The organism is Kitasatospora sp. NPDC086009, assembly GCF_044540385.1.
Taxonomy (GTDB): Bacteria; Actinomycetota; Actinomycetes; order Streptomycetales; family Streptomycetaceae; genus Kitasatospora.
The window spans coordinates 74,129-95,656 of the sequence record NZ_JBITSA010000008.1 but is presented as its reverse complement, the minus strand read 5'-3'; the positions used below and the strand labels follow the sequence as shown (position 1 = coordinate 95,656).

18 protein-coding genes are annotated in these 21,528 nt (G+C 74.1%); 6 read left to right on the top strand and 12 right to left on the bottom strand.

The genetic code is table 11. The features are described 5' to 3' along the window. Nucleotides 1-128 precede the first annotated feature (128 nt). Nucleotides 129-965: a hypothetical protein gene (locus ACIF6L_RS20970; RefSeq protein ID WP_359836889.1), complete on the top strand. Its 837-nt coding sequence runs from the start codon at nucleotides 129-131 to the stop codon at nucleotides 963-965. 55 nt (nucleotides 966-1,020) lie between these two features. On the opposite strand, the gene ACIF6L_RS20965 is transcribed toward ACIF6L_RS20970, so the two are convergent. Then, nucleotides 1,021-2,067: a cytochrome P450 gene (locus ACIF6L_RS20965; RefSeq protein ID WP_329486168.1), complete on the bottom strand. Its 1,047-nt coding sequence runs from the start codon at nucleotides 2,065-2,067 to the stop codon at nucleotides 1,021-1,023. Between the two features lie 81 nt (nucleotides 2,068-2,148). After that, nucleotides 2,149-2,226, bottom strand: a complete 78-nt coding sequence (locus ACIF6L_RS20960) for a tryptorubin family RiPP precursor (RefSeq protein WP_350540985.1) — start codon at nucleotides 2,224-2,226, stop codon at nucleotides 2,149-2,151. 614 nt (nucleotides 2,227-2,840) lie between these two features. On the opposite strand from ACIF6L_RS20960, the gene ACIF6L_RS20955 reads away from it, so the two are divergent. Next, complete coding sequence (locus ACIF6L_RS20955; RefSeq protein WP_396486490.1) at nucleotides 2,841-4,112, top strand: serine hydrolase domain-containing protein; 1,272 nt, start codon at nucleotides 2,841-2,843, stop codon at nucleotides 4,110-4,112. A 46-nt stretch (nucleotides 4,113-4,158) separates the two neighbouring features. Here ACIF6L_RS20955 and ACIF6L_RS20950 read toward each other — a convergent pair whose 3' ends face one another. The 5 genes from ACIF6L_RS20950 to ACIF6L_RS20930 all read right to left on the bottom strand — a co-directional run bounded on the left by ACIF6L_RS20950 (nucleotide 4,159) and on the right by ACIF6L_RS20930 (nucleotide 8,090). Next, complete coding sequence (locus ACIF6L_RS20950; RefSeq protein WP_396486489.1) at nucleotides 4,159-5,154, bottom strand: aldo/keto reductase; 996 nt, start codon at nucleotides 5,152-5,154, stop codon at nucleotides 4,159-4,161. A gap of 117 nt (nucleotides 5,155-5,271) precedes the next feature. Further along, nucleotides 5,272-5,601, bottom strand: a complete 330-nt coding sequence (locus ACIF6L_RS20945; protein WP_396486488.1) for a hypothetical protein — start codon at nucleotides 5,599-5,601, stop codon at nucleotides 5,272-5,274. A 115-nt stretch (nucleotides 5,602-5,716) separates the two neighbouring features. Further along, a complete protein-coding gene (locus ACIF6L_RS20940) occupies nucleotides 5,717-6,007 on the bottom strand; it encodes an SHOCT domain-containing protein (protein WP_396486487.1) in 291 nt (96 codons plus the stop codon). A gap of 52 nt (nucleotides 6,008-6,059) precedes the next feature. Continuing rightward, a complete protein-coding gene (locus ACIF6L_RS20935) occupies nucleotides 6,060-6,518 on the bottom strand; it encodes a DUF6325 family protein (RefSeq protein ID WP_359807371.1) in 459 nt (152 codons plus the stop codon). Between the two features lie 186 nt (nucleotides 6,519-6,704). Next, a complete protein-coding gene (locus ACIF6L_RS20930; protein ID WP_396486486.1) occupies nucleotides 6,705-8,090 on the bottom strand; it encodes a hypothetical protein in 1,386 nt (461 codons plus the stop codon). Nucleotides 8,091-8,566: 476 nt separating this feature from the next. Here ACIF6L_RS20930 and ACIF6L_RS20925 point away from each other — a divergent pair, with 476 nt between their 5' ends. From ACIF6L_RS20925 to ACIF6L_RS20915, 3 genes are all read left to right on the top strand, one after another. Further along, entirely contained in the window at nucleotides 8,567-8,908 is a 342-nt protein-coding gene (locus tag ACIF6L_RS20925; RefSeq protein WP_329492025.1) for a hypothetical protein, read from the top strand. 99 nt (nucleotides 8,909-9,007) lie between these two features. Continuing rightward, entirely contained in the window at nucleotides 9,008-10,621 is a 1,614-nt protein-coding gene (locus ACIF6L_RS20920) for an MFS transporter (RefSeq protein WP_396486485.1), read from the top strand. 191 nt (nucleotides 10,622-10,812) lie between these two features. Continuing rightward, complete coding sequence (locus ACIF6L_RS20915) at nucleotides 10,813-12,207, top strand: aminopeptidase P family protein (protein ID WP_396486742.1); 1,395 nt, start codon at nucleotides 10,813-10,815, stop codon at nucleotides 12,205-12,207. Nucleotides 12,208-12,226: 19 nt separating this feature from the next. Here ACIF6L_RS20915 and ACIF6L_RS20910 read toward each other — a convergent pair whose 3' ends face one another. The 5 genes from ACIF6L_RS20910 to ACIF6L_RS20890 form a co-directional block, all read right to left on the bottom strand. Next, nucleotides 12,227-13,150 carry an LLM class flavin-dependent oxidoreductase gene (locus ACIF6L_RS20910; protein ID WP_359836905.1) on the bottom strand — a complete coding sequence of 308 codons (924 nt, stop codon included), beginning with the start codon at nucleotides 13,148-13,150 and terminating at the stop codon, nucleotides 12,227-12,229. A 261-nt stretch (nucleotides 13,151-13,411) separates the two neighbouring features. Next, nucleotides 13,412-15,985 carry an ABC transporter permease gene (locus ACIF6L_RS20905; RefSeq protein ID WP_396486484.1) on the bottom strand — a complete coding sequence of 858 codons (2,574 nt, stop codon included), beginning with the start codon at nucleotides 15,983-15,985 and terminating at the stop codon, nucleotides 13,412-13,414. A gap of 55 nt (nucleotides 15,986-16,040) precedes the next feature. After that, complete coding sequence (locus tag ACIF6L_RS20900) at nucleotides 16,041-16,817, bottom strand: ABC transporter ATP-binding protein (RefSeq protein ID WP_396486483.1); 777 nt, start codon at nucleotides 16,815-16,817, stop codon at nucleotides 16,041-16,043. A 185-nt stretch (nucleotides 16,818-17,002) separates the two neighbouring features. After that, nucleotides 17,003-17,701 (bottom strand): response regulator, encoded by a 699-nt coding sequence (locus ACIF6L_RS20895; RefSeq protein WP_396486482.1) that lies wholly within the window; start codon nucleotides 17,699-17,701, stop codon nucleotides 17,003-17,005. Continuing rightward, a complete protein-coding gene (locus ACIF6L_RS20890; protein ID WP_396486481.1) occupies nucleotides 17,698-19,419 on the bottom strand; it encodes a histidine kinase in 1,722 nt (573 codons plus the stop codon). Before ACIF6L_RS20890 ends, ACIF6L_RS20895 begins: the two co-directional genes overlap by 4 nt. Before the next feature lie 427 nt (nucleotides 19,420-19,846). On the opposite strand from ACIF6L_RS20890, the gene ACIF6L_RS20885 reads away from it, so the two are divergent. Further along, complete coding sequence (locus tag ACIF6L_RS20885; RefSeq protein WP_396486480.1) at nucleotides 19,847-21,436, top strand: carbohydrate binding domain-containing protein; 1,590 nt, start codon at nucleotides 19,847-19,849, stop codon at nucleotides 21,434-21,436. Nucleotides 21,437-21,528: the final 92 nt, after the last annotated feature.

Genomic DNA, 21,528 nt, shown 5'->3' with positions numbered 1-21,528 from the left:
CCAGCACGATGGTGCGCCGATGTCATGGATTCGTCAAGGAGTCGGGCGGCCACCGGTGCCCGGGGCCCCGGCCGGGCCCGGACCGGCCGGTGGGTATGTTGGGCCGCCACCGACCGAGGAGCCGCCACGTGCCCGCCCGCCCCAGCGTTCTGTTCGTGACCGACCTCGCCTACCAGGCCCGGGGCCGGCGGTACTGCGACGAGGACATCCGGCTCTCCGCCCGGCTCCGGGCCGACTTCGACATCGCGCTCTGCCACCCCTTGGACGCGGCCGCGCTGATGGACGGCTTCGACGCCGTGCTGGTCCGCAACAGCGGCCCCGTCCTGCACTACCAGGAGCGGTACGAGGCCTTCCGGGCCGCGGCGCAAGCACGCGGCACCCGGGTCTACAACCCGCTCACCGGGCGCGGTGACATGGCCGGCAAGCAGTACCTGCTGGACCTCACCGAGGCCGGGCACCCGGTGATCCCCACCGTCGACCGGCCCGAGGACCTGGACCGCCTGCCCGGCTGCGCCCAGTACGCCGTCAAGCCGAAGGCCGGTGCGGACTCCATCGGCCTGGCCTTCGTCGACCCGGACGGGCTGTCCGGCCTCGCGTACGGCGACATCCTCGTCCAGCCGCGCGTCGACTTCCGCTACGAGGTGTCGTTCTACTTCGTCGACGACGCCTTCCAGTACGCGCTGTACGCGCCGGATCCCGAGCGGCGCTGGATCCTGGAGCCGTACCACCCCACCGACGCGGACCTCGCCTTCGCCCGGGGGTTCATCGACTGGAACACGCTCGACCACGGGATCCAGCGGGTGGACGCCTGCCGCGCCCCGGAGGGGGAACTGCTGCTGGTCGAGCTGGAGGACCTCAACCCCTACCTGTCGCTGGACCGCGTGGCCGAACCGGTCCGGGAGGCCTTCGCCACCGCCCTGACGGCCTCGCTGCACCGGTTCCTGGCCGGCGCGCCCCGGGGCTGAGGCGGGCGGCCCGTGCCGTCCGGGACCAGGAGGGGCCGGGCCCGGACGGCACGGCTCAGCGCCGGACCAGCCGGACGTCGGAGACTTCGAGCAGGCCGTCGAGTTCGACCTTGCCGACGGTCTGCTCCGGGTTCACCACGAGACCGTCCCGGCGCACGATGTCGAGGAGCCGTTCGGCCAGCGGCATCACCATGTGCCGGCCCCAGCAGCGCTCGTTCACATGGCCGAACGGCAGGTACCCGGGGTGGTCGTCGGGGTCGAGGTCGGCCCAGCGCTCAGGGCGGTAGCTGTCCGGGTCCTCCCAGAGTCGCGGGTCGCGGTGGCTCACCAGCGGGAGGATCAGCAGGTCGTCCTTGGCCCCGATCCGGTCGTCCACCGCGGTGAACTCGGGGGAGGCCATCCGCAGGATGTTCCAGGACGGCGGCAGCAGCCGGAGGGACTCCAGCAGGACGTCCCGGTTCGACACGCCGTCCTCGAAAGGCGAACCGAGCCAGAGCGCATTCGTCACGAGGGCGGACACGGTGAAACAGATCGGGGCGGCGACCCGCCGGTAGAGGTACATCGCATACCGGCGGTCGTCATAGCTCTCGGCGTCCAGCACGCGGGCCGCCAGATTGGACAGCGGGATTTCCGTGCCGGGCTTTCCGAGCATGGCGGTGCCGGCCGCGACGGCCGCCCAGGTCAATTTTGGCGTGAGTTCCAGGCGGCGGTCCACCAGGACGCGGAAACGGAAACTCTCCCGGCCGAAGACGAGATCCCGGAGATAGACGTGCGCGACGTGCGGCCATTTCCCGGTGAGGTCGACCTCGTCACCGAGGGGCTTCTTCAGCGCCGCGCGGACGTCGGCGGAGACGGCCTGCATGAGCGCGGACGCGTCCGTCCGGGTGACGGACCGGCCCTGGACGGGCTTGAAGGTCGGGCGCTCGGAGTCGTTCGCGGGCCGGCTGCGGAGCAGGCTGTCCATCAGGTCGGCGCCGGCGACCCCGATGGTGTCGTGCTCCAGACGGAAGAGGTCCGCCCCGCGGTACCTGCGGAGAAGTTCCTCGATCCGCGGTGCGAAGACGGTGGCCCGGGCGCTCCTGCCGGTACTGGACATGGGCATCGGTGAACTCCAAGGGTGAAAGGCACGGGCCCGGTGAGACGACTGCTCACCGGGCCCGTGCCCGGTAGACGAACTACCCGACTAGATCCAGCCGTACCACGCGTAGGCCTTCAGGCTCTTCTCCGGCATGACCTTCTTCACGAAGTGGACGAGCTTCATGGCAGTACCTCCGTCTGACGGTGAACAGGACGAATGATGCAAAGGCTCGACGGGTGTGCGGTGATTACTCGCTGAATTCCGCGATCCGCTTTCTCGTCGCTCCGAAGTCAAGCCCGGGGCCAATAGAGCGTCAAGTGACGCAGCTCACTCGCCGCTCCGGCGGGCCAGTGGGTTTCACGGTCGACTGCTGCCGATTGCCGAGGGAAGGGGCGGAATGGTCCGACTTGGGCGGATCGTGCCCATCGGAGAAGTTGCGCGGCGGGGGCGGCCGGGCTTCCGCGCAGGTCGCGGCGCTGTTCCGGGTGGCGGCCGGGTGAACGGGGGGCGTCCGGCGCCCGGCGGGGCGAGGGCGGTCCGCCGCGTACGGAGGGCCGACCGAACGTTAGGTTTGCCCGTTCGGGCAAGGCGGGTGCCCCCGCGCTCCGGAGGGTGCCCGCAGGGTGGGCGGCGCGCTGTCATGGCATCGTCACCGACCGTCGACCGAGGGTCGGTCCCCATGGTCCGGCGCGCGACCGAGCGGTGACGGACAGTCAACATCTGTCACGCAGAGGCGATATGATCTTGGTCTGCGCGGACCCGCCGCGCGGGATGCCAACGAGACAGGGGACTTGTCGATGGTGACGATCGGGCTCACGCGCGCCGGAGCACTGGCGGCCGCCGCCGCGCTTATGGCGACCGCCTTCGGGACGGGGGCGGCCGCCGCGGCGCCGCGGGCCGCCGCACCGCCCCTCCCGGACACCACCGCCGTGCGGACCGCACTGCGGAACACCCTGGACGCGGGCGCCCCCGGCGCCTTCGCGGTGATCAGGGACCACGGCCCGGGCGAGCGCGAATGGTCGCTGACGATGGGCAAGGCCGACCTCGGCGGCGCCTCGATGAGGGCGGACCGGCAGTTCCGGGTGGGCAGCAACAGCAAGATGTTCGCCGCCGTGCTCGTGATGCGCCTGGCCGAACAGGGGCTCGTCGACCTGGACAGGCCGCTGCGCGACTACCTGCCGCAGGGCACCCTGCCCGAGGGCTGGACGATGACCGGCCGCCAGGTGATGCAGCACCGCGCGGGCATCTACGACCACACCGACGACCTGCTCGAACAGAACGGCGAGGAGACCACGAGCGCCTTCGAGGCGCGCATCCGCAACACCGTCTACACACCGCGGGACTTGGTGGCGCTCTCCGTCAAGCACGGTGTGCGGAGCGCCCCGGGGACGGCGTACGCGTACTCCAACACGGACTACGTACTGATGGGAATGGCGGTCGAGCACCTCACCGGCCGGGCCTACGCCGACGTGCTGCGCGAGCAGATCATCGAGCCGCTGAAGCTGCGGCAGACCTCCTTCGTGGTGCCCGAGAAGCGCATCGCGGGCCCGCACATCACCGGCTACCTGACCAACGACGACCGCGCCAAGCCGCTGCTGGACTCCACCGAGCAGACCGCGTCCTGGCTGTGGAGCGCCGGCGGCGTCATCTCCTCCGCCGCCGACATGGACCGCTTCCTCACCGCGCTGGTCGCGGGCCGCGCCGGCGGGCTCGTCTCGGACGACTCGCTGCGGCAGCTGACCGCCGTCCTCCCCACGACCACGGCGAAGGTCGGCTACGGACTCGGGATCCGCCAGATCGCGCTCTCCTGCGGGACCGTCCTCGGCCACGGAGGCATCGTCCAGGGCTTCCAGACCCAGAGTTTCGTCACCCCCGACGGCCGGCGCAGCGTGGTGGTGTTCGCCAACGCCTCCAACAACGGGGCCGTCACGACGGGGCTGATGAGCGCGCTGGAGCCGGCCTTCTGCGGAGAGCGGCCCGCCGCCCCGGCGGCCCGGACCGCGCCGGCCGCGGCCGGCGGCGGCGCGTCGGACCGCGTCGTCCCGGTGGTGGAGGACACCCGCGTCTGACCGGCCGCGGGCCCGGGCGGGCTGCGGCGGCCCGCCCGGCTCGGGCTCACTCCCAGGGCAGCGCGGCGCGGCTGCGCCAGTACGCCTCCGCGGGCTCGGCGAGCACGGTGAGCGCGGCGAGGTCCGCGGCGGCGAGGTCGAGCCCGGCCGCGGTGAGGTTGGAGGCCAGCTGCTCCGGGGTGGCCGCGCCGGAGAGCACGATGTCGGCCCAGGGCCGGGCGGCGGCGGCGGCAAGGGCGAGCGCGTCGCAGGAGGCGCCGGTGCGGGCGGCCAGCTCGCGCAGCGCGGCGGTCCCGGGCCCGGTCGCGTTGCGGTCGGCGAGCCGGCCGTTGGCCATGCCCTCCTTGACCACCACCAGCCAGCCCGCCGCGTGCGCCTCGGCCAGGGCGGGCCCGGCGGACGGCTCCAGCAGGTTCCAGGTGGACTGGACGGCGGCGAACAGCGGCCGCCCCGCCACGGTCACCTCCAGGGCCGCCCGGACGGTGGCGGCCTGCGCCGGTCCGCTGGTGGACAGGCCGATCCGGACGCCCTCGGCGGCCAGCGCCGCCAGCCGCTCGTGCAGCGCCCGGTCGCCGAGCGCCGGGCTGTCGGGGGTGACCGAGTGCACCAGGTACACCTGCGGCAGGCCACCCAACAGCTCCCTGGTCTCCTCGATCTGACGGTCGAACACCGCCGTCGAGTGCTCCTTGACCTCGTGCACGGGCACCCCGGAGGCCCGCCAGTCGGCGGTGTAGGTGTAACCCCACTTGCTGCCGATCACGACCTCGGGCGCGAGCCGCGGCCGGGCGGCGAGCCACCCGCCGACGAACTCCTCGGCGCGGCCGTAGGAGCGGGCGGTGTCGAAGTAGCGCACCCCCGCCGCGTAGGCGGCGTCGAGCAGGTCGTGCGTCCGCTCCCGCATCGCCTCGACGGTGCGCCCGGCCGGCAGGTCGAGCTCGCGCCCGAGCGTGATGTAGCCGGGCCGCCCGACGGCGGCGGTGCCCAGGCCGAACCGCGCGAGTGACGGTGCGGCGGCTGGTCCGGTGGCGGGTGCGGTCGGCATGGGCGGGGTCCCTTCGGCGGTCCGGGCGCGGCGGCGGTGGTCCGCCACCCGCATCCGAACCCTAACTTCCGCCGGGGGAGCGCCTCCGACCTGGCCCGATGCCGGCCGTCGACGCCGTCAGCCGTACCAGGAGACCTCGGTCGGTCCGGCCCGGCGCGGCACCTCGCGTTCGGGCATCGGCAGCCGGGTGTCGCCGTCGACCAGGGTGGCGGACGGGGCGCCGCGGACCGCGCCGGGCAGTTCGGCCTCGACGGTGACCGGGCGCGGCGGGGTGGTGGGCAGCGTGGCGCTGAGCGGGCACACCTGGGCGTGGTGGCCGGGGATCCGCTCGGCGGCGACCTCCTTGCCGTCGACCAGCAGCTCCACCGCCCGGGTGCCGCCCAGGTGGATGCCGACGGTGACCGAGCAGCCGGCGTACTCGCAGTGGAAGTGGTACTCGCGGCTCATGGGACCGCCTCCCTGTCGCGGCAGACCGGGGTTCACCGGCTGCGTCGGGGCACCGGCCGGGGCGAAGGCGCCCTCGCCGTGGCCGCCGGCCCGGGGTGCGGGCCGGCGCCGCCGGTCAGGAGCCGAGCAGACGGGACTTCTGTGCCGCGAACTCGGCGTCGGTGAGCACGCCCTGGTTCTTGAGCTCGGCCAGCTGCTTGAGCTGGTCGAGCCGGGTGGCCATGTCGTCGGGCTCGGCGGCGGGCGCGGCGGGCGCCGCCTGCGGTGCGGCGGGCTGGGCCTGGACCTGCGGTGCCTCCTGCTGGGCCCAGCGGCCGGCCTGCCGCCGGGAGACCCGGTTGGAGACGGCGGTCGCCGTTCCGGCGACGACGGCGGTTCGGGCGACGCCGCGAAGGAGTCCTGGCATGGCGAAACCTCCTTGACCTTCGGGGTGGGGCGAGCGGAGGGGCAGGGCGGGTTCAGCGTCCGTCCTTGCCCTCGGCCGCTTCGAGGGAGGCGAGGATCGCCTGGACGGGGATGCGGCCGTCCGCGACCAGCCGCGCCCCGCTGCGCCGGAGGGCGGCGGCCAGCGGGCCGGCCCAGACGTTCTCGTAGACGAGGACGGCGGCGGAGCTGCCCGGCTCCAGGACGGCGGCGGCGTCGGCGAGGTCCTCCTCGTCGAGCAGGCCGGAGGAGACGCCGTCGAAGACGGCGAGGTCGAGCACGCCGTCACCGGTGAGGTCGGCGAGTTCGAGGCCGGTGACCGAGCCGTCCGTCTCCTTGCGGACGAAGGTCAGGTCGAGGATCCGGATGATGCCCCGGTCGACCAGGTCGACCAGCAGTGGCAGCCCTTCGCCGGTCATCCGGCTGCCGGGGAACTCGACGACGATGTAGTCGATCGGTCCGGTCTCGTTCAGCTCGTTCAGCTCGTCGCTCATGTCGGGTCCTCTCCGGTCGGCCGGGCGGAGGCTGTCGGCCGATGCCGTGGCGGTACGCGCCCGGGAGGGCGGCACGGGGCGGACGGCGTCCGCCGCGGGCGGCTCCCGCTCCTGCCATTCCAGCAGTGCCCGCCGCACCGCGCATCCCGGCCCGGCGGGGCGGCCCGGGAGCCGGGCGGCGGGCGCTCAGGCGTGGGTCGGCGGCCCGGTACCGGAGACGGCGCCGGGGCCGGGGCCGGGCCCGGGGCCCGGGGCTCCGTCCGGGCCGGTGACGGTGCCCGGGCCCGGGCCGGTGTCGAGGAACTCCCGGATCAGGAAGGCGAGCAGGACCACCAGGGTGATCCACAGGACCACCGCCGTGGTCGGGTAGTTCCAGGTGGCCAGGACGACCGCTGCCACAGCGAGGATCAGGGCGCCGATCCACCGCTTGAAGCGGTGGACGAACGGGCCGACCGGGCCCAGCCGCATCCCGATGCCGAACAGCACCTCGCGCAGGGCGTCCACCATCCGGCGGCAGGCGGTGCGGATCGCGACGGCGGCTCGGGACGGCCCGATCAGGAGCGCGCCCAGGGCGGTGACGACGGCTACTGCGAAGACCACCCGGATGCTCGCGCGCATGAACCGGATCAGGGTGTCGTAGACGGCGCCCGCGGCCGCCTGGTTCGCACCCGGTGGCAGGCGGTCGAGGTAGTACGCGCGGAAGACGGTCAGGACGATGCCGAGCAGCAGCATGGCGAGTGCCACGCCGACGGCCGCGCCGACCAGGCCGCGGCGCCGGTTGGAGGCGAGGAAGACGCCGCCGGCGGCCACCAGGACGGTCACCAGCGGGAGCCACGAGCCCATGATCTCCAGCAGCCGGAAGTACGTCTTGACCTTGCCGATGTCCTCGGACTGGAAGACCACGAAGTCGGTGTGGACCTCCGGGATCTTGGAAGCGATCCCGAGGCCGGCGTCCACCAGCTCGGTCTTCACCTTCGCCACGATCGGCGCGATGTCGATGCCGACCTGATTGTTGGTCAGCGTCACCGCACCGCCGCCCTTGCCGGTGAGGGCCTTGTCGAGGGCGGTGTGGATCAGCCGGTTGGCGTCGACCCAGATCGACTCGAAGGCACTGCTGGTGACCACCCGGTCGACGGTGGTGTGCACCAGGTCGTTGAGGCCGCTGGTGATGGGCCCGCTCAGACCGCCGATCAGGGTCGCGAGCGGGGCCGGCACGCCCTGCTCGGCGGCCGCGTCGGAGAGCTGCTTGACCAGCCCGTTCACGTCGATCTGGTCCAGGACGACCTGGGTGACCCGGGTGGTGACGGCGTCCTGCACCGCCGGATCGGTGGCCAGTGGCGCGACCGTGGAGACGTAGCGGTCGGTGTTGCCGACGATGTCGCTCGTCCAGACCGCGAGGACGGAGATCAGCGAGAGCAGCGACGCGATGACGATGACCACCACGGATCCGGAGGTCCGCAGCCGGTGGTGTTCCCGGTGGCGGGGCGGGGCGGTGCGCTCCAGCGCGGCGATCCGGGCCTTCAGGTGCTCGACCTCGTCCGGCGGTTGCGGCGCGGGCCGTGGTGGTTCCACCGCAGGTCGTGTCGGTGGCTCCGGGGCGGAGGCAGCCGGCGGCGGAGCAGGGTGCGGGGCCCGGTCGCCGGGCGGTTCGGCGCCGTTCGCTCCTGCGGGATCCGCTCCGGAATCCGTCGGGGCCATCGCACTCTCCCTGGGGTCGGACGCTTGCCCCGCCGGGGAGCGCACGTGGTGACAGCTCCTCCCCAGCAGAGCCGCGCACGCCCCGGCCCACCAGCGGGAACGGCCGTACGGGTGGCGGCCGGGGCTCCGGCACGGGGCGCGCCCGCGGCGGGGGTGTGGAACGCTGGAACGTGGAGCCGCCGCCGGGTCCGGACCCATGGGCCTGCCGGCTCCCCGAGAGTTCGGAGGCCCTCATGGCCGGCAATCTCAACCCGCCCCAGCCGCCGCCCGTCGGCGCCGATCCGGCACCGTCCGCGCGCTCCTCGGGGCACCTGCTGCGATCCGGGTGGATCGTGCTCGCGGGGATCCTGATGGTCTTCGGCGGGACGATGGCGATCTTCGAGGGGATCGCGGCCATCGCCAAGGACGACCTGTTCGTCCGGACGAACGACTACGTGTTCCGCTTCAACCTGACCGGCTGGGGCTGGATCCACCTCATCCTCGGCCTCCTCGTCGTGCTGGCCGGGGTCATGGTGTTCACCGGGGCCGTCTGGGCGAGAGCCGTCGGCGTCGTCCTGGCGGGGTTCAGCCTGATCGCCAACTTCCTCTGGCTGCCGTACTACCCCTTCTGGGCCATCGTGCTGATCGCCGTGAACATCTTCATCATCTGGGCCCTGTGCGCGGGGACGCTGCGCGGGCGGGACGTGGTCTGACCCCGGGTGCGGCGCGCCCGGCGCGCCGCACCGCAGACCCGCTCCGACCGGCCGACTCCCGGGTGGCCGTGTCCCGCCGCCGCTGCGACGATGCGGCCCATGACACCCAGCGCAGGCACTTCCTCCGCGGTCGGCGGGTTCGTCCTGCCGACCCTCGCGGCCGGCCAGTTCCTGATGGCGCTCGACAGCTCCGTCATGAACGTCTCCATCGCGACGGTGGCCGACGACGTCGGGACGACGGTGGCCGGGATCCAGGGCGCCATCACGGCGTACACGCTCGTGATGGCGATGTTCATGATCCCGGGCGGCAAGGTCGGGAAGCTCATCGGCCGGCGACGGGCGTTCATGATCGGCTGCGTCATCTACGGCTGCGGTTCCCTGACCACCTCGCTCGCCCCCAACCTGGCCGTGCTGCTGTTCGGCTGGTCCTTCCTGGAGGGGGTCGGGGCGGCCCTCATCCTCCCGGCGATCGTGGCGCTGGTGGCCGGCAACTTCACTGCCGGGCGCCGACCGGCCGCCTACGGGTTCGTCGCCGCGGCGGGGGCGGTGGCGATCGCGCTGGGGCCGCTCATCGGCGGTGTCGCGACGACGTACTTCTCCTGGCGCTGGGTCTTCGCCGGCGAGGTCGTCATCGTCCTCGCCATCCTGGTGTTCGCGCGCCGGCTCGCCGACGCCCCGCCCGCCGACCGGGCCGGGCTCGACCTGGTCGGCGCCCTGCTGTCCGCGCTCGGGCTCGGGGTCTTCGTGTTCGGGGTGCTGCGCTCCAGCTCCTGGGGGTGGTTCGTGCCCAAGCCGGGTGCGCCCGGCTGGCTCGGCATCTCGCTCACCGTGTGGCTGCTGCTGGCCGGTGTGCTGCTGATCCGGTTCTTCCTGCACTGGGAGACGCGCGTCGTGGAGCGCGGCGGGGAGCCGCTCGTCGACCCGGACCTGCTCGGCAACCGCCGGCTCACCGGCGGTCTGACGATGTTCTTCTTCCAGTACTTCATCCAGATGGGCGTGTTCTTCGTCGTCCCGCTCTACCTGTCCGTCGCCCTCGGCCTGTCCGCCCTGCGGACCGGCGTCTGGCTGCTGCCGCTCTCGCTGACGCTGCTGGCCGCCGCGGTCCTGATCCCGCGCCTGTTCCCGGACGTCTCACCGCGCCGGGTGGTGCGGCTGGGGACGCTGGCCCTGCTCGCGGGCGCCGTCACCCTGCTCGCCGCGCTCGACGCGGACGCGGGTGCGGAGATCGTCACCCTGCCCCTGCTGCTGATCGGCCTCGGGATGGGCGCGATGGCCTCGCAGCTCGGCGCGGTCACCGTGTCGGCCGTCCCGGACGAGCAGAGCGCGGAGGTCGGCGGCATCCAGAACGCCGTGACCAACCTCGGGTCCTCGATCGGTACCGCGCTCGCCGGGTCGATCATGATCGCCGCCCTGACGGCCTCGTTCCTGACCGCCGTCGAGCAGAACCCGGCGGTCCCGGCCGAGGTCGCGGACCGGGCGGCCGTCCAACTGGAGAGCGGTGCGCCCTTCCTGTCGGACGTCCAGCTCACGGCGGCGCTGGACGAGGCGGGTACGAGCCCGGAGGTCGCGCGGGCGGCGCTCGACGCCAACGCGGCCGCTCGGCTGGACGGTCTGCGGGCGGCCCTCGCGATCCTCGCCCTGACCGCCGTCGTGGCGCTGTTCTTCACCCAGCGGATTCCGACCGTCCAGTCCGGCCGCGAGACGCCCGCGTAGTCCCGGGTGCCTCCTCGGGGTACCGGGGGCTTCTGTGCGGGGGTGTGGATGTGTGACATGTGAAATGGTAGTTTCCCCGTGCGGCCGACGTGCGGCCGACGTGCAGCGGGCGTGCGGCGGACTACGGCGAGCGGAGACGACGGGTGGAGCAGCAGGGCGGGACGCGCGGAGCCGGGGCGCAGGACCGCGCGGTGCCGGCCGCGCAGGCCGAGTGGTTCCACCACGGCTGGGCCGACACCGGGACGACGCTGCCGCTCCTGCCCGGTGCGGCCTTCGCCGCCGCGCGGCGCGCGGCGCTCTCCGAGCGGTTCCCCGGGGAGCGGATCGTCGTCCCCTCGGGCGGGCTCAAGGTCCGCAGCAACGACTTCGACCACACCTTCCGGCCGCACTCCGCGTTCGTCCACCTCACCGCGGAGCAGGGCACGAGTGCCGTCCCCGACAGCGTCCTCCTCTTCGAGCCCACCGGGACCGGGCACGAGGTCACCCTGTTCACCCGGCCGCGGTCGCCGCGCGACGGCGGGCCGAACGGCGCCGAGTTCCACAGCAGCCGCCGGCACGGCGAGTTCTGGGTCGGCCGGCGCCGGACACTGTCGGAGACCGCCGACGCGATCGGTGTCCGGGCCGCCGCCCGGGACGACCTGGAGCGGGCGCTCGCCGGACACGTCCCGACCCGGGTGGTGCGCGGCGAGGACGCGCTCGTCGACGCACTGGTCCGGCCGGCCCACCGGGCGGACGCCGAACTGCTGACCTTCCTCGCGGAGTCACGGCTGGTCAAGGACGCCTGGGAGGTCGAGCAGCTGCGCGCGGCCGTCCGGTCCACGGTGGCCGGGTTCCACGACGTGGTCGGCGAGCTGCGCCATGCCACGGGCCTCGCGCGGGGCGAGCGCTGGATCGAGGGCACCTTCAACCGCCGCGCCCGGCTGGACGGCTACGGCCTGGGCTTCGAGACCATCGCGGCGGCCGGCGCGCACGCCTGCGTCCTGCACTGGATGCACAACGACGGCCCGGTGCGGGACGGCGACCTCCTCCTGCTGGACGCCGGGGTCGAGGCCGACTCCTTCTACACCGGCGACGTCACCCGGACGCTGCCGGTCTCCGGCCACTACACCGATGTCCAGCGCCGGGTGTACGACCTGGTCTTCGCCGCCCAGTCGGCGGGGATCGCGGCCCTGCGGCCCGGCGCCCGCTACGGGGCCTTCCACGACGCGGCGATGCGCGTGATCGCGGACGGGCTCGACGCCTGGGGCCTGGCACCGGATGGCGGGCCGTCCCTCGCCGAGTCCGGCCGGTACCGCCGCTTCACCGTCTGCGGCTCGGGGCACATGCTGGGCCTGGACTGCCACGACTGCGCCGGTGCCCGCGGCCAGGCCTACCTGGACGGCGTCCTGGAGGCCGGCCAGGTGCTGACCGTCGAGCCCGGACTGTACTTCCAGCCCGACGATCTGACCGTCCCCGAGGAACTGCGCGGGATCGGCGTCCGGATCGAGGACGACTTCCTGATCACCACCGACGGCGCGCAGTGGCTGTCCTCGGGCCTGCCGCGCCAGGCGGACGAGGTCGAGGCCTGGATGGCGTCGTTGCGGTAGCCGTGGAGCGGGTCCGCGGTCAGGGCAGCCGGGCGGCGCCGCGGTGCGCGGGCGCGATCTCCGCCAGGACGTGCGCGGGCGTGGCGAACGGCCCGGACTCGCGCGGGTAGTGGACCACCAGCTCAGTGAAGCCGAGCTCCGCGCAGCGCCCCGCGACCTCCTCGAAGGCCGCCGCCGAGCGCATGGTGGGCAGCGGCGAGAACCCGGTCAGCAGGGTGCGGCCGAGTGACTTCGGGTCGCGGCCCTCCTGCTCGCAGGCCGCGTCGAGACTCTCCAGCCGCTGGGCGAGGCCGGCCCAGGTCGAGGCCTCGGTGAGGGTGTCCTTCGGCAGCTCCGCGTCGTCGGTGACGGCCCAGGACGCGCCGTACCGCGCCACGGTGCGCATGCCGAGCGGTCCGGTCGCCGCCAGCAGGAACGGCACCCGGGGCCGCTGGACGCACCCGGGCTCCAGCCGGGCGTCGATCGCGTCGAAGTAGCGGCCGCGGAAGGTGGTCCGCGGCCGGCCCTCGGGCGCCCCGGTGAGCAGCCGGTCCAGCAGTTCCACCGATTCGCGGAACCGGCCGCCGCGTTCCTTCACCGACCAGCCCGTGTCGGGCGCGCCCTGGCCGAGCACGATGCCGTCGGCGTCGGGCGCGCCGGCGCCGTAGCCGAGGACGAACCGGCCGCCGCTGATGGTGTCCAGCGTCATGACGTCCTGCGCGAGCGGCACGGGGTGGCGGAAGTTCGCCGAGGAGACCAGCGTGCCGAGGCGGATCCGGGAGGTGGCCCCGGCGGCGGCCGCCAGGGTGGGCACGGCGCCGTACCAGGCGCCGTCCGGCAGGCCGCCCCAGGTGAGGTGGTCGTAGGAGTAGGCGGCGTGGAAGCCCAGCTCCTCGGCGCGCCGCCAGAGCGGGGCCGCCTCGGGGAACGGCCGGTCGGGCAGGATGCAGACGCTGACGCGCACGGGGACTCCAGCCTGTCGGTTCGGTTCTGCCGCCGCGTGGCGGGGCGGCACCCGGCCGGGCGCCGTCGCCACCCGACCGGTCGCGGTCCGCGGGGGCGTACGGCAGGAGGAACGATCCGCGGCACCGCCCCGGTTCGACGGTGCCCGCGCCCGGGGCCTCCTCGATGCTCTCGCGCCCCGGCCGGTTGCGGCGACCGGGGCGCGGCCGAACCGGCGGGGCTGACAGGACGGCGGCCGGCGCGTACCCGCGTCGGCCGGGCGCTACTGGGCGTCGATCGCCCGCAGGGTGTTCAGGCGGGCCGCCCGCCGGGCCGGCCAGACCGCCGCCAGCACCCCGATCGCCGGGCCGAGCAGCAGGAACAGGCCGAGCCGCGCCCACGGCAGCACGATCCGGTACTGCGGGAGCGAGGCCCGGGCCAGGCTGCCGCAGGCCCAGGCCAGGAAGATCCCGGTGCCGATGCCGAGAACGGCGCCGAACAGCGAGATCACCACCGACTCCAGCCGCACCATCCGCCTGACGCCCCGGTCGTCCAGGCCGATCGCGCGCAGCAGCCCGATCTCCCTGGTCCGCTCGAAGACGGACATCGCCAAGGTGTTGACGACGCCGAAGACGGCGATCACGACCGTCATCCCGAGCAGGCCGTACATCATGGTGAGCATCGTGTCGATCTCGCCGGACTGCGCCTTCGTCAACTGCGCCCGGTCCCGCACCTGGAGGAGCGGGCTGTTGCCGAGGGCCTCGCGGATCCGCTGGTCGAGGCCGCCGGTGCGCCCGTCGGCCGCGGCTTCGACCAGGACGCTGTCGAGCCGGCCGCCGACGGCGTACGGCAGGACGTCGCCCAGGGTGCCCACGGCGCCGCCCACGGTGCGGGTCCGGCGGTAGACACCGGCGACGGTCAGCTCCCTGGTCTCGCGGCCGAAGCCCAGCGTGCCCGGGAAGGTGTCGCCCTTCGACAGGCCGGTCTCCTCGGCCAGCTGGTCCGAGAGCGCGACCCTGCCGGGGCCGAGGTCTGCGAGCGAGCCGCTGCTGAACTCCAGGTCGGAGACCGCGGCGAGCTGCCGCGGGTCCGCGCCGGTGAACGTGGCGGCCCGGCCCCGCACGCCCAGGGTCGAGGAGGCGACGGGCACCGCCCGCGCGACGCCGGGGACGTCGGCGACCTTGCCGGCGAGCGCGGGGTCGATGCCGCCGTACCCGGCGTTGGACACCTTGTAGTCGGCGGTCAGGCCGCGCACGGCCGCGTCCTGGAGGGCGGCGTCGGTGGAACCGCCGGTCACGCTCAGGCCGGTGATCAGGGCCAGCCCGATCATCAGGGCCGAGGCGGTGGCGGCGGTGCGGCGCGGATTGCGCAGCGCGTTCTCCTCGGCGAGCCTGCCGCTGACGCCGAAGAGCCGGGTGGTGACCGTGCCCGCGAGCCGGATCAGCGGGCGGGACAGCAGCGGGGCGATCACGATCAGGCCGGTCAGGGTGAGCAGCGAACCCAGGGCGGCGGCCTGGAGGTTGGCGTCGGCGCCGTCCCTCCGGGTGGAGACGTACAGCAGGGTGAGCAGGCCGAGGCCGGTGAGCAGCCCGCCGAGGCTGTTGCGCATGAGCATGCCGCGCCGGGGCGGTGCCTGGTCGACGCTGCTCAGCGCCTCCACCGGGGCGGTCTTCGCGGCCCTGCGGGACGGCAGCCAGGCGGCGAGCACGGTGACGCCGACACCGGTCAGGAGGGAGCGCAGGAGGGTGTCCGCGGAGATCACCAGGGGGCCGTCCGGCAGGCCCGCGCCGGCCGCGTCGAGGATCGGTCGCACGGCGGTCGCGATACCGGTCCCGAGCGCGATGCCGGCCGCCGAGGCGCCGAGGCCGAGGAGCGCGGCCTCGGCGAGGACGGCGCGGACGACCTGGCGGCGCGAGGCCCCGACGGCGCGCAGCAGCGCGGTCTCCCGGCTGCGCTGGGCGATCAGCATGGTGAAGGTGTTGGCGATGATGAAGGCGCCGACGAACAGGGCGATCCCGGCGAAGGCCAGGAGCATCCGGGTGAGCTCCTTGGTGCTCTCGGCGATCTGCGCGGCCTGCTCGCGCGCGAGCCGGGCTCCGCTGGTGACCGTGATGCCCTCGGGGGGCAGCAGCGCGCGGATCCTGCCGGTGAGTTCCTCGGGGTCGGTGCCGGGCGCGGAGCCGACGGCCAGCTCGTCGAAGCGGCCGTCCTGGAGGAAGAGCTGCTGGGCGGTCCTGGTGTCGAAAAGCGCGAGGCTGCCGCCGGCCCGTACCCGGGGGTCGTCGGTGTCGACGGTGCCGACCAGCTTCTTGGTCAGCGCGGGGCCCCGGGTGGCGAAGCGGACGGTGTCGCCGACGCGGTAGCCGGCCCGCTCGGCGGTCCCGCGGTCCAGGGCCAGTTCACCGCTGTCGACGGGGCCGCGGCCGGCGCTGAGCGGGAACCGGGCGTCCCGGTCGCCGTGGGCCGCGTCCGGTGCGTAGTTGGTCGCCAGGTTCTGCCAGCTGGTGTCGGCGTCGAGCGGCCGGCCGTCCTTGGCGGCCAGGGTGGCGGTGCCGTTGACGGTGGGGCGCACGGAGGTGACGCCGGGCACGGTGCGGACCTTGTCGGCGAGTTCACCGGTGAGCGCGGTGGACACGGTGTCGTCCGCCCCGGTGTCGGAGCCGCGCCGGGCCTCGGCCTGGACGGAGACGGCGACGTCCTTGAGGCTCCTGGCGGAGGCGCCGCGCAGGGCCTCCGCGACGGTGTCGCCGAAGACGAGCGTGCCGGAGACGAAGGCGACGCCGAGGGTGATCGCGAGGGCGGTCATGATCAGGCGGGCTCGGTGCGCGAAGACGTTGCGCAGGGCTGTTCGCAGCATGGCGGTGGTCCCAGTTAGGAGGTGCGAGGGGGCGGGTGGGGCGCGGGGAGCCTGGTCAGCTCGTGCGGGCGCCGGTGTCCAAGCGCCGCATCCGGTCCAGGACGGTCTCGGCGGTCGGGGCGAGCAGCTCGTCGGTGAGCCGGCCGTCGGCGAGGAAGACCACGCGGTCGGCGTGCGCGGCGGCCGCCGGGTCGTGGGTGACCATCACCACGGTCTGGCCCAACTCCCGTACGGACTCCCGCAGGAAGCCGAGGATCTCGGAGCCGGCGCGGGAGTCCAGGTTGCCGGTCGGTTCGTCGGCGAAGACGATCTCCGGCCGGGCGGCGAGGGCGCGGGCCACGGCGACCCGCTGCTGCTGGCCGCCGGACAGCTGGGCGGGGCGGTGGCCCAGCCGCCCGGCGAGGCCGACGGTCGCCACGACGGTCTCCAGCCACTTCCGGTCCGGCCGGCGGCCCGCGATGGCCATCGGCAGCGTGATGTTCTCCAGCGCCGTCAGGGTGGGGAGCAGGTTGAACGCCTGGAAGACGAAACCGACGCTGTCCCGGCGCAGCCGGGTGAGCTGCCGGTCGGTCAGGCCGGACAGTTCGGTGTCACCGATCCGCGCGGAGCCCGCGGTGACCGCGTCGAGACCGGCCATGCAGTGCATCAGCGTCGACTTGCCGGAGCCGGACGGCCCCATGATCGCGGTGAACCGGCCGCGTCCGAACTCGACCGAGACCGAGTCCAGGGCGACCACCCGGGCCTCGCCCCGGCCGTAGACCTTGCTCAGTCCGGTGGCCCGGGCGGCGGGGCCGGGGGAGACGGGGGCGGGTACGGCTTCCTGCGGTGACATGTCGGCTCCGGGCTACGGGGAGAGGGTCGGTGACTGACTCTCATCCTCGGCGCGCCGCGGCGCCCGACCGTCGGCCTCAGGGTGTGACCGGGGCGTCTGCCGAAGGTCGGGCCCGGGGTGGTGCCTCCTCCCCGCGGCGGACGGCCGTCTCCGTCGTCCGGCAGAGACGGCGTACCGGCCGGTGCTCAGGACAGCAGCCCCGCCCGGTGGGCGAGGACCGCCGCCTGGACGCGGCTGTCCGTGCCGGTCTTCACCAGGACGGCGCTGACGTGGGTCTTCACCGTGCCCACGCCGATGCCCAGTCGGCGGCCGATCTCCGCGTTGGCGAGACCCAGGCCGAGCAGCGCGAGGACGTCGCGCTCGCGGCCGGTGAGCGCCGCCAGCCGCTGGTCGGGGACGGCGCCAGGGGCCGGGGCGGCCGGCGTACCGGCACCGGTGTCGAGCATGCGGTCGATGACGCTCCGGGTGACCTTGGGCGAGAGGACGGCGTCGCCGCCGGCGGCGGCCCGGACCGCGCTGATCAGCTCCTGCGGGCCCTCGTCCTTGAGGAGGAAGCCGGTGGCGCCGGAGCGCAGCGCGCGCGTCACGTTCTGCTCGTCGCCGAACGTGGTGAGCATGACGACCTGCGGCCCGGGGTCCAGGGCGAGGAGCCGCTCGATGGTGGCGAGCCCGTCGAGCACGGGCATCCGGATGTCGATCAGGGCCACGTCCGGGCGGGTCTCGGCGGCGACCTGGACGGCCGCCTCGCCGTTCGCCGCCTCGCCGACCACCTCGATGCCCTCGGCGTGGCGCAGGATCAGCCGGACGCCGTGCCGGATCAGTTCCTCGTCGTCGGCGAGCAGGACCCGGATCGGGTGGTGGACGGCAGGGGGGAACTCGGTCACGGGGACTCCCACGGTGGTGTGCGCGACACCATGGGCACGGTGAAGCGGTCGATCGTGGCCAACGTATCGCCACGGAAGCAGAGCCGGGTGATGGTGAGCCGGTCGCCGCCCCGCGGGGCGGCCTCGTCCGTGGGGGTGCCCTCGGCAGCCGGGGCCGGCGGTGTCGGGTCGGCGTAGCGGAACGTCGGGTAGATGCAGCTCGTCACGGACTCCGCGCGGGCCGGCTCCCGGCCCGTCGCCGCCGCGCGCACCGCCGGGTCGTCCCCGTAGACGGCCCGCTCCACCATCGCGCGGGACATCCCGATCCTGGGCGGCTCGGGATCGCGGGGGGCGGGATCCGGGGACGCCTGGGAGACCAGCAGGAGACCGCACATCATCAGCACGCCGACGCCCGCGAGGCCGAGGAATCCGCTGAGGGCGTCCACGACGCGGCGTCGGAGACCGGCGGGCGGGTGGTCGGCGTGCGGCTCGGACGGCGTTTCGCGCGGTGGGGCGCCCGCGGCGGTGAGACTCGCTCCCGGGTCGGGGCGGGCCGGGATCCGCGCGGCGACCGCGAAGCCCCCGGCCGGCGTCGGGGCCGCCTCCAGGGCGCCGCCGAGCAGCGCCACCCGTTCCCGCAGCCCGACCAGTCCGCGCCCCGTGCCCAGGCCGGTCGCCGCCTCGGGGGCCACCGGCGGAAGGCCGTTGCGCACGAGCACCTCCACCCGGTCCTCGGTGTGCGTGACCGCCACGGTGACGCGGGCCCCGGCGGCGTAGCGGTGCACATTGGTCAGCGCCTCGCGCACCACGCGGTGCACCGCCCGCCGCACCTGGGCGGCGCGCTCGTGCAGGTCGGGGCCGTCCCAGGTGAGGTCGACGGGTATGCCGCCGGTGCGGGACTCCGCGGCCAGCGCCTCGACGTCGGATCTGGTCCCGGTGCTGTCGGTGAGCGCGTCCGTCCCGGTGTCCCGGCCCAACGGGCCCAGGACGCCGAGTACTTCGCGCAGCTCCCGCATCGCGTCCCCGGTGGCCCGGCGGACCAGGGCCGCCTCGTCCCGCAGGTCCGGCGCCTCCTTCCGCAGGGCCATCTCCAGGCCGCCCGCGTGCAGCGAGATCAGGCTGAGCCGGTGGCCGACCAGGTCGTGCATCTCGGCGGCGATCCGGGAGCGCTCGTGGATCCGGGACTCGCTCTCCGCGAGCCGGCGGGCCGCCTCCGCGGCGGCGGCCCGCTCCCGGAGCGCCCGCAGCAGCCGGTCCTCCTGCCCGCCCGAGCCGCCGAGGAGCCCCGGCACCACCAGGGTGGTCGCCGCGAGTACGGCGCCGAGCGCGAGCCCGAACGCGTGGCCGCCGAGCCCGATGGCCGGGGCGAGGACGGCGCAGACCAGCGCCGCCAGCACGGCGGAGGCGAGCAGCACGGTGCTCCGGCGCCGGGGGGCGGTCAGGTGCTTGGCCGAGGTGTACGCGGTCACGGCGGCCGGCAGCCCGGCGGGGGGCAGCAGCCCGACGACGGCGGAGGTGCCCAGCAGGCTCAGAACGGGGAAGCGGCGGCGGACGGCGAGCAGGACGAGGACGACGGTACCGAGGAGGAGCTGGATCTCGCCGGCCGGGCCGCGGCCGCCCAGGAGCAGCTGGGTCAGGAGCATCAGCGCCGCGCCGCCGGTCGTCTCCGCGAGGGCGCGCCACATCCCCCGGCCCGGTTCGCCGGGGGCCGTGAACGGATTTCGGGAGAGGGGGGCCATCGGCCCATTGTCGGGGGCGGTGCCGCGGGTCCTTGTGCGACCTGGGGATGAGCTGCGGCTCTGTCGAAAGTCGGAGAGCCGGTGTTCCGCCGTCACCGGGCAATTGGTCCAGACCTATTGACGGGCCTTGTCGCCCCTCCTACGATCCGGTTCGGCACAGCCCCACATGTCCCCACCTCACCCAGAGCCGGGCGTCACGCCCCCACGCGTCGGTCATGTCCATGACGCTCGGCGGGAAAGGGAGCACAGCATGTTCCGTCGAAGGTCGCGTACGCCACGTCCGTCGGGCGAGCCCCGATCCAGCCAGGACCACGGCCGCCTCGGAGGCGACCGGACCGGGAGCGAGCCGCTCGGGGCTCCCGGCCTCCAGCGGGCGACCGCGGCACGCGCGTCGCGGGCCGGGCGGCCCGGGCACGGACAGACCGTCATGATGCGTTCCCTCGCCGGGGTGAGCGTCGCCGCCGTCCTCGGGGCCGGCCTCGCCCTGACCGGCTCCGTCACGGCCGGGGCGGCCACCACCAACCTGGTGGCCAACCCCGGGTTCGAGAACGGACTCTCCGACTGGACCTGCACCGGCGGCTCCGGCGCGGCCGTCGGCGGCCCGGTCCACTCCGGCGCCTCCGCGCTCAAGGCCACGCCGACCGGCCTGGACAACGCCCAGTGCACCCAGACCGTCAGCGTGCAGCCCAACTCCCAGTACACGCTGAGCGCCTACGTCCAGGGCAGCTACGTCTACCTGGGCGCCACCGGCTCCGGCATCACCACGGCGCCGTCGACCTGGACGCCGAACAGCGCGACGTACAGCCAGCTCAGCGTCGGCTTCACCACCGGGGCGACCACCACCTCGGTGACCGTCTACCTGCACGGGTGGTACGGGCAGCCGGCGTTCTACGCGGACGACGTGTCGCTCGCCGGCCCCGGCGGCAGCAGCCCCACGCCGACCGCGACCCCGACGACCGCTCCGCCGACCACCGCTCCGCCGACGACGACGCCGCCGACGACCGCTCCGCCGACGACGACGCCGCCGACCACCACCCCGCCGACCACGACGCCGCCGGGTGACACCTGCCCGACGAAGCCGAAGCCCTCGGGCAAGGTCCTCCAGGGCTACTGGGAGAACTGGGACGGTGCCGCGAACGGCGTCCACCCGGGCATGGGCTGGGTGCCCATCACGGACAGCCGGATCGCCGCACACGGCTACAACGTCATCAACGCCGCGTTCCCGGTGATCCTCTCGGACGGCACCGTCCTGTGGCAGGACGGCATGGACGCCGGCGTGAAGGTCTCGACCCCCGCCGAGATGTGCCAGGCCAAGGCCGCCGGCGCGACGCTCCTGATGTCGATCGGCGGCGCCGCCGCGGGCATCGACCTGAGCTCCAGCACCGTCGCCGACAAGTTCGTGGCGACCGTCGTGCCGATCCTCAAGAAGTACAACTTCGACGGCATCGACATCGACATCGAGACCGGCCTGTCCGGCAGCGGCAGCATCACCACGCTGTCCGCCTCCCAGTCCAACCTGATCCGCATCATCGACGGTGTGCTGGCGCAGATGCCCGCGGGCTTCGGCCTGACGATGGCCCCCGAGACCGCCTACGTGACCGGCGGAAGCGTCACCTACGGGTCGATCTGGGGCTCCTACCTGCCGATCATCAAGAAGTACGTCGACAACGGCCGCCTCTGGTGGCTGAACATGCAGTACTACAACGGCAGCATGTACGGCTGCTCCGGCGACTCCTACCAGGCGGGCACCGTCCAGGGCTTCACCGCGCAGACCACCTGCCTGAACAACGGCCTGACCATCCAGGGCACCACCATCAAGGTGCCCTACGACAAGCAGGTGCCCGGTCTGCCGGCCCAGCCCGGTGCGGGCGGCGGCTACATGGCGCCGGGCCTGGTCAGCCAGTCGTGGAACGCCTTCAGCGGCTCGCTGAAGGGGCTCATGACGTGGTCGGTCAACTGGGACGGCTCGAAGGGCTGGAGCTTCGGCGACAACGTCAAGTCCCTCCAGGGGCGTTGATCTCCGCCGATCCGCTGCTGACAGCCCGCTGACCGCACGCGGGACGGACCCGGGAGCGCCCCCTGCTCCCGGGTCCGACCGGGCCGACCGGT